A 6061-nucleotide genomic window follows, 5' to 3' on the forward strand; every position below is an offset into this window, starting at 1 on the left:
TCGACTACATTTTGTCTGTTTATCGACTACATTTTGTCTGTTTATCGACTACATTTATTTACTCCTGTATTCAAATAAGGTAGTATTATTCAAGGAGGTTATTTTATGAGCAATGAATTAGTCAAATATGACCCTGAATTAAATACAATCCCCTTGCGAAGGTTTACTCCTGTAGAAATGAACTTGTTCTTTTCTGTAGTTTCTAGAATGCGTGATAAAGGTGATGATACTGTTAGATTTACCTTTGATCAGTTAAAAGAGTTAAGTGCCTATAAGCCAACCGCAAATAATCGGTTTATTGATGACATACAAAGTACATATCAAAAAATACTAGGTCTTAGATTTGGCTCTCGAAGTAAAGATGGTCTTGATAGAGAGATGTTTGTCATGTTCACTCGATTTGAAATTAAGGGATCTGCAGACGTTCCTTATGTTGATATTCAAATTTATCCCAAAGCGTTGAAACTTCTAAATAATCTCGAAAGTTGGGTTCGTTATGCTTTGACAGAGTTCCGAGATTTAAAGAGTAGTTACGCAAAAACAACTTTTCGTATTCTTAAACAATTCCGAACCACTGGTTATGCTTATTTTTCTAAAAATGATTTCTTTGAACTACTAGATATTCCACAAAGCTATTGGAGTAAGCCTGCGAACGTTGAATCTAGGGTTATTCGCCCAATTAAGGAAGAACTAACCCCTTTGTTTAGAGGCCTAACTATACGAAAAAAATATGGTAAAGGTCGTGGGAAACCAGTGATTGGTTATACTTTTACTTGGAAGCCTGAAAGAAAAGACGCAAACGACTTTTCTCAAGGTAAGTTCCAAGATGAGCGTCAAAAACTTTTTAATATCCAGAATAATGGTGAATTAACAGAACAAGAAAAATGGCGTGCTACCGATAAAGTTAAAGGCCTACCACTAGGCTCAACTGAAAAACAGATTTTAGCCGAACGACAGATTGAGCATGATAAAACAATAAGAGATCAGACAAGACAAGAAATGCTTGCTGAACTCCGAAAGGGGTTTGGAAATCATGCCTAAAACTATTAGAGAACTTGCTGATGAATTGAAGGTCTCTAAACAAACTATTCAATATCACTACCAAAGACTACCAACAAAGAACCAACAAAAAGATAGTCAAGGTACAAACATGATTAGCCTTACAGCTGAAAGGATTATTAGGGACAAGGTAGCAAAGCCTTTGGTAGCAAAAGACCAACAAACAGGTAGCAAAAAAGTGACAAAGACTAGCAAAGAAAATAATGAGCTAATTGCCACTCTAAGAAGAGAAATAGAAGATTTAAAGTCTCAACGTGACAAACAGCTTGCTACCAAAGATCAGCAAATAAGTAGCAAAGACCGACAAATTAATCATCTAACCAAATTAATAGATCAGCAACAACAACTTCAGTTAACAACTGTGACAGAAAACAAAGAACTAAAAGAACATGTACACAAATTAAGTGACTTGATTGAAATCTCTAATCCAGGCCAAAAACAGCAAGTGAATGACAAAGAAGATAGAACACATAATAATAAAAATTGGTGGCATTTTTGGAAATAGAAGTCAATTGGTAGATTATAAAATTAATCCGAACGGCAATCTTTTTCATTATTCATGTGATACAATATAGATAATCGTCTATGTTTAATGTGGAGGAATTTACTGATGCACTATGAGTATAAAGATTTGGCATCACTTTTAAAGGTGGTTGCTGAACCTAACCGTCTTAAGATTTTAGAAATGCTGTCCTGTGGTGAGATGTGTGGGTGTGATATACTTGCACACTTTAACTTTACACAACCGACTCTATCCCACCATATGAGTATTCTGGAAAAAAGTGGATTAGTTAACGTAAGAAAAGATACTAAGTGGCACTATTATTCTTTAAATTCAAACAAAAAAGAAGGACTGATTAGTGAATTAACACAAATACTATCTAAAACTGACCATTGCATATGTAAGGATTCACATTCAAACTGTTAGCTTTTTTATTTTGCATTATACATAGATAAATATCTATATGGAGGGCTATTATGCGTACTTCTAAAAATTTATCATTCATGGACCGTTATATGACCTTATGGGTATTTTTAGCTATGGCACTGGGAATTATTAGCGGTTTAGCTTTTCCATCGCTCCCTAAAATAATTAATAGTTGGTCTATCGGTACAACATCAATTCCAATAGCAATAGGCTTAATATTAATGCTATATCCACCACTAACCAAAGTTAATTATGGCAAAATGGGTGATGTATTTAAGGACAAAAAGGAACTTGCTTTTTCATTAGTTCAAAATTGGATCGTTGGCCCTATTTTAATGTTTGCTCTTGCTTTTATCTTTCTACACAATTATCCAAACTATATGATTGGTTTAATCATGATCGGTTTAGCACGGTGTATTGCTATGGTTATTGTGTGGAATGAATTAGCGCAGGGTAATAACGATTATGCTGCTGGTCTAGTAGCTTTTAACTCAATTTTTCAGATTTTGCTATATTCCGTTTATGCATACTTCTTTATTAGTGTCTTACCAAAATTCTTTGGGCTACAAACACAGACAATTAATATTACAATGAGTGAAATTGCTAAAAGTGTTTTTATTTATCTTGGTATTCCTTTCATTTTGGGCATTGGTTCTCGTTACTTTATCATTAGCACAAAGGGTAAAGAATGGTTTGAAGATAAATATGTACCAAAAATAAGTAGAATTACTACTTGGGCTTTACTCTTTACAATAGTAGTGATGTTTTCTGTCAAGGGTGCAAAAGTAGTTCAACTACCAATGGACGCAATAAGAATTGCTGTTCCTTTATTACTATATTTTGTCTTAATGTTCTTCATAACCTTTTGGATTGCGAAAAAGACTAAAACTAGTTATTCAATTTCTGCGACACAATCTTTCACCGCTGCAAGTAATAACTTTGAATTAGCTGTTGCAGTAACAGTCGCTATATTTGGCTTGAATTCTGGAGAAGCATTTGCTGCCGTTATTGGCCCAATGGTTGAAGTACCGGTAATGATCTTATTAGTTGATGTAGCACTATGGATTAAAAGAAAATATTATGATTAAGGAGTAACCAAATGAAAAAAATCTATTTTCTCTGTACCGGGAATTCATGTCGAAGCCAAATGGCCGAAGGATACGCAAAAGAACTTTTTTCTTCCGATAAATTTGAAATTAGAAGTGCGGGCGTAGAAAAGCATGGTTTAAACAAAAATGCAGTACAAGTTATGGCAGAAGATGGTGTCGATATTAGTCAGCAGTATTCAAAACTGATTGATTTAAATTACTTCAATTCAGCTAATCTAATTGTCACTTTATGCGGTGATGCACGAGATAAATGTCCAGTTATTCCACCACAAGCTACAAGTATTCATTGGCCATTACCCGACCCTGCAAAAGCCACTGGAACAGAAAAAGAAAAACTACAAGCCTTTAGAAAAGTTCGAAACAAAATAAAAGATAATCTATTCGAACTTGTACAAAATTATAAATAGGGTCCATTTTTAACAAATAACCCCTCAAAAACGTTGTTAAAATAGCCCCCAATATCTACATTATAGATATTGGGGGCTATTTTAATTTATTTTTTTATAAGTGCCCCTAAACTATAGCTATTGATTCAAGATTTCATGGGAGCCAGTTGCAACCAATAACAAAATCAATTCATCATGATCTAGCTGATAAATAACAATCCAGTTGTCATAATTTTTACCATAGTTTCCATATCTGGCAGGGTGAAATTCACGATAGCCACGCCAATTTCCTTTTAATGCATGATCTTTAATCTGTTTCAAAACAAGTACATCTTGTTCAACAATTGCTTCTAAACAAGGCTTCAAGACAGTTATTGGGAAATGTTTTTTGACTAGTTTTTTTAATTCACGTTCAAAAGATTTAGTCTGTTTAATTTGCATCTAACTTATCGATCCAATCTTCAAAGTCAGTCAATGAACCAATGTTTTTGACCTGCCCTGTTTCTGCTTCTTTTTTAGCGGCTAAGGCTTCCGGAGAATCTAAAAAGCTGACTAATCGAACTTCATTATTGGCCGCTTTAACTAACGATAAGCGTATATACTCAGAAACGGTTAGCCCTTGTTTTGCTAGATTAGCTTTAGCCCGTTCACTAATGTCAGGTGTTACACGAGTTGAAATTGTCTTGTTTTTAATAATAGTATTACTCATTCTAATCCGCCTCCTTTAAGTTTACCATCGTACTACATTATAATATTCGATTTTTAGGTTTTCTGCAACTAAATTAATTTTAAAGTAAAGGAACTAACAGCTTATGCAACAAGTTGTCTTACCCATCAAAGATTCAAACGTTCTTAAAGAAGTTCAAGATACGTTACTCAATAACTTTAAAGCTGGCCGACGTAACTATACGATTTTTCAAGTTGGTAAAGCGACGCTACTGCGAGTGAGTGACGTTATGGGCTTAAAACAGGCCGATATTTTTAATCCGGACGGTTCTATTAAACAAAATGCGTTTATTCATGACCGAAAAACTGGTAAACCTAATACCTTGTACCTTAAGCCTGTTCAAACAGAGCTCTTATTGTACCGTCAATGGCTGCTTGATCATAAACTAGAATCTGAATGGCTCTTTCCGTCCATTCAACACCCAGAACGGCATATTACGGAAAAACAGTTCTATAAAATCATGAGCAAAGTCGGCGATCTTTTAAGCATTAATTACCTTGGTACCCACACTATGCGCAAAACTGGGGCTTATCGCGTTTATACGCAATCCAATTACAATATTGGCCTAGTCATGCACTTACTAAATCACTCAAGTGAATCAATGACTTTAGCTTATTTAGGCTTGGATCAAGCAAGTACAGAAAACATGTTAAACCAAATTGATTTTGGGTAAATTAGTTTGATTTTGTTGTCGCCATCGGCGACTTCTGATACAGGTTTTTAATGGGTCTAGCACAACATAGAATAAATTCTATGTGTAAGTGCGCATTGACCTCGTTTCACTCGGCCTGCTGATAACCATAAAATCAATTTCATCTGTTGTTGAATTGACTGTATTTTTAATTCAATTTATGTTTGCACCTAACTAAGATTGTTATGTTTTAAATATTTAAAAAGTGTTGCGGATTACGCTGTTTTAAGCCAGATTTTTTTAATCGTTCTGTGCAAAGAATCTTTATAAGTTTGGTAACAAATTTTGAATAACGGTACTGTAAAATCTGTAAATCTAAACTGAAATCATTATTTTGATGTCAGGAGTAATTAGGATGGACGAAAAGAAAGTATTAAAACCAATTGATGAAATGCTTGCTGATCCATGGCAAGTTGATATTCAAGAATTGTTTGAAGCTTCTGTCAATGAACCTGACGAGATCAAAAAGAACTTGTATGGTTCCCTGTATACTTATATTTTGCAAAAAAGACAAGAAGATATTATTAATCGTCCAGGTTTCGTCATCTAGCCCTCTAAAAGCTCACTGAGGGCTTTTTATTTTTGTTTTGGTATAAATATATATAAACAGTCTTAAAATCGCTTAGAACAAAAAATAAGGCCCTAAAAAACGAACATAGCAGCTAAGTTCTTGTTAAGATTCAAAAAAACTAACCGTTTGCTGTCAATGGTAGCGGACGAGCAAAGCGTGGGAGCATAAGGAATTGACAGCTCTAAACCAGTCTTAACACTGAATTGGCGAAAGCCAAAGTTTCTATAAAACTTTGCTTTCCTGCCTAACGGCGAGTGAAAAAGCGGTCAAGCTGGCTCATCTTGGACGGGGTTCGGGGCGTCAGCGCCCGAATTAATGTGGCTTGCCACACCTTTTAGGCAACGAACAAAGTGAGGCGCAAGGAGCATAGCGACTGGAGTTTAATGTGAGCCTGTTTTTTGGCTCACTCCTTTGTGTTTTTTGATTCTAGGTTTTGGCCTCGTACAGTGGTGCCTCTTTTAAACCTCTTTTATAAACCTCTTTTAAACCTCTTTTAGACCCCTCTTGAGCCTTACTCCCCCAAGGCGTACAGAAGTTTATCGACTACATTTTGTCTGTTTATCGACTACATTTTGTCTGTTTATCGACTA

General features: G+C 35.0%; 9 protein-coding genes. 7 read left to right on the forward strand and 2 right to left on the reverse strand.

Annotated elements, in window-relative coordinates:
• Positions 1 to 105 precede the first annotated feature (105 nt).
• The 5 genes from FD25_RS06745 to arsC all read left to right on the forward strand — a co-directional run bounded on the left by FD25_RS06745 (position 106) and on the right by arsC (position 3503).
• Positions 106 to 1041 (forward strand): replication initiation protein, encoded by a 936-nt coding sequence (locus FD25_RS06745; protein WP_057802899.1) that lies wholly within the window; start codon positions 106 to 108, stop codon positions 1039 to 1041.
• Positions 1034 to 1564: a DUF536 domain-containing protein gene (locus FD25_RS06750; RefSeq protein WP_057802900.1), complete on the forward strand. Its 531-nt coding sequence runs from the start codon at positions 1034 to 1036 to the stop codon at positions 1562 to 1564. Before FD25_RS06745 ends, FD25_RS06750 begins: the two co-directional genes overlap by 8 nt.
• Positions 1565 to 1669: 105 nt before the next feature.
• Positions 1670 to 1987, forward strand: a complete 318-nt coding sequence (locus tag FD25_RS13885) for an ArsR/SmtB family transcription factor (protein WP_012391388.1) — start codon at positions 1670 to 1672, stop codon at positions 1985 to 1987.
• A gap of 50 nt (positions 1988 to 2037) precedes the next feature.
• Positions 2038 to 3075, forward strand: coding sequence for an ACR3 family arsenite efflux transporter (gene arsB / locus FD25_RS06755; protein ID WP_054644019.1), 1038 nt, complete (start codon positions 2038 to 2040; stop codon positions 3073 to 3075).
• Positions 3076 to 3086: 11 nt separating this feature from the next.
• A complete protein-coding gene (arsC, locus tag FD25_RS06760; RefSeq protein WP_057802901.1) occupies positions 3087 to 3503 on the forward strand; it encodes an arsenate reductase (thioredoxin) in 417 nt (138 codons plus the stop codon).
• Between the two features lie 117 nt (positions 3504 to 3620).
• Here the strand turns inward: arsC and FD25_RS06765 are convergent, their stop codons facing one another.
• Positions 3621 to 3923 carry a type II toxin-antitoxin system YafQ family toxin gene (locus FD25_RS06765; RefSeq protein WP_005917927.1) on the reverse strand — a complete coding sequence of 101 codons (303 nt, stop codon included), beginning with the start codon at positions 3921 to 3923 and terminating at the stop codon, positions 3621 to 3623.
• Complete coding sequence (locus FD25_RS06770; protein ID WP_003625288.1) at positions 3913 to 4191, reverse strand: plasmid mobilization protein; 279 nt, start codon at positions 4189 to 4191, stop codon at positions 3913 to 3915. The genes FD25_RS06765 and FD25_RS06770 overlap by 11 nt, the downstream gene beginning before the upstream one ends.
• Positions 4192 to 4294: 103 nt before the next feature.
• On the opposite strand from FD25_RS06770, the gene FD25_RS06775 reads away from it, so the two are divergent.
• Both FD25_RS06775 and FD25_RS06780 read left to right on the forward strand, forming a co-directional pair.
• Positions 4295 to 4882, forward strand: a complete 588-nt coding sequence (locus tag FD25_RS06775) for a site-specific integrase (protein ID WP_057802902.1) — start codon at positions 4295 to 4297, stop codon at positions 4880 to 4882.
• Positions 4883 to 5237: 355 nt separating this feature from the next.
• Positions 5238 to 5450, forward strand: coding sequence for a hypothetical protein (locus FD25_RS06780; RefSeq protein ID WP_057802903.1), 213 nt, complete (start codon positions 5238 to 5240; stop codon positions 5448 to 5450).
• Positions 5451 to 6061 lie beyond the last annotated feature (611 nt).

Origin of the sequence: Levilactobacillus acidifarinae DSM 19394 = JCM 15949, assembly GCF_001434835.1 — a bacterium.
GTDB classification, from domain to species: domain Bacteria; phylum Bacillota; class Bacilli; order Lactobacillales; family Lactobacillaceae; genus Levilactobacillus; species Levilactobacillus acidifarinae.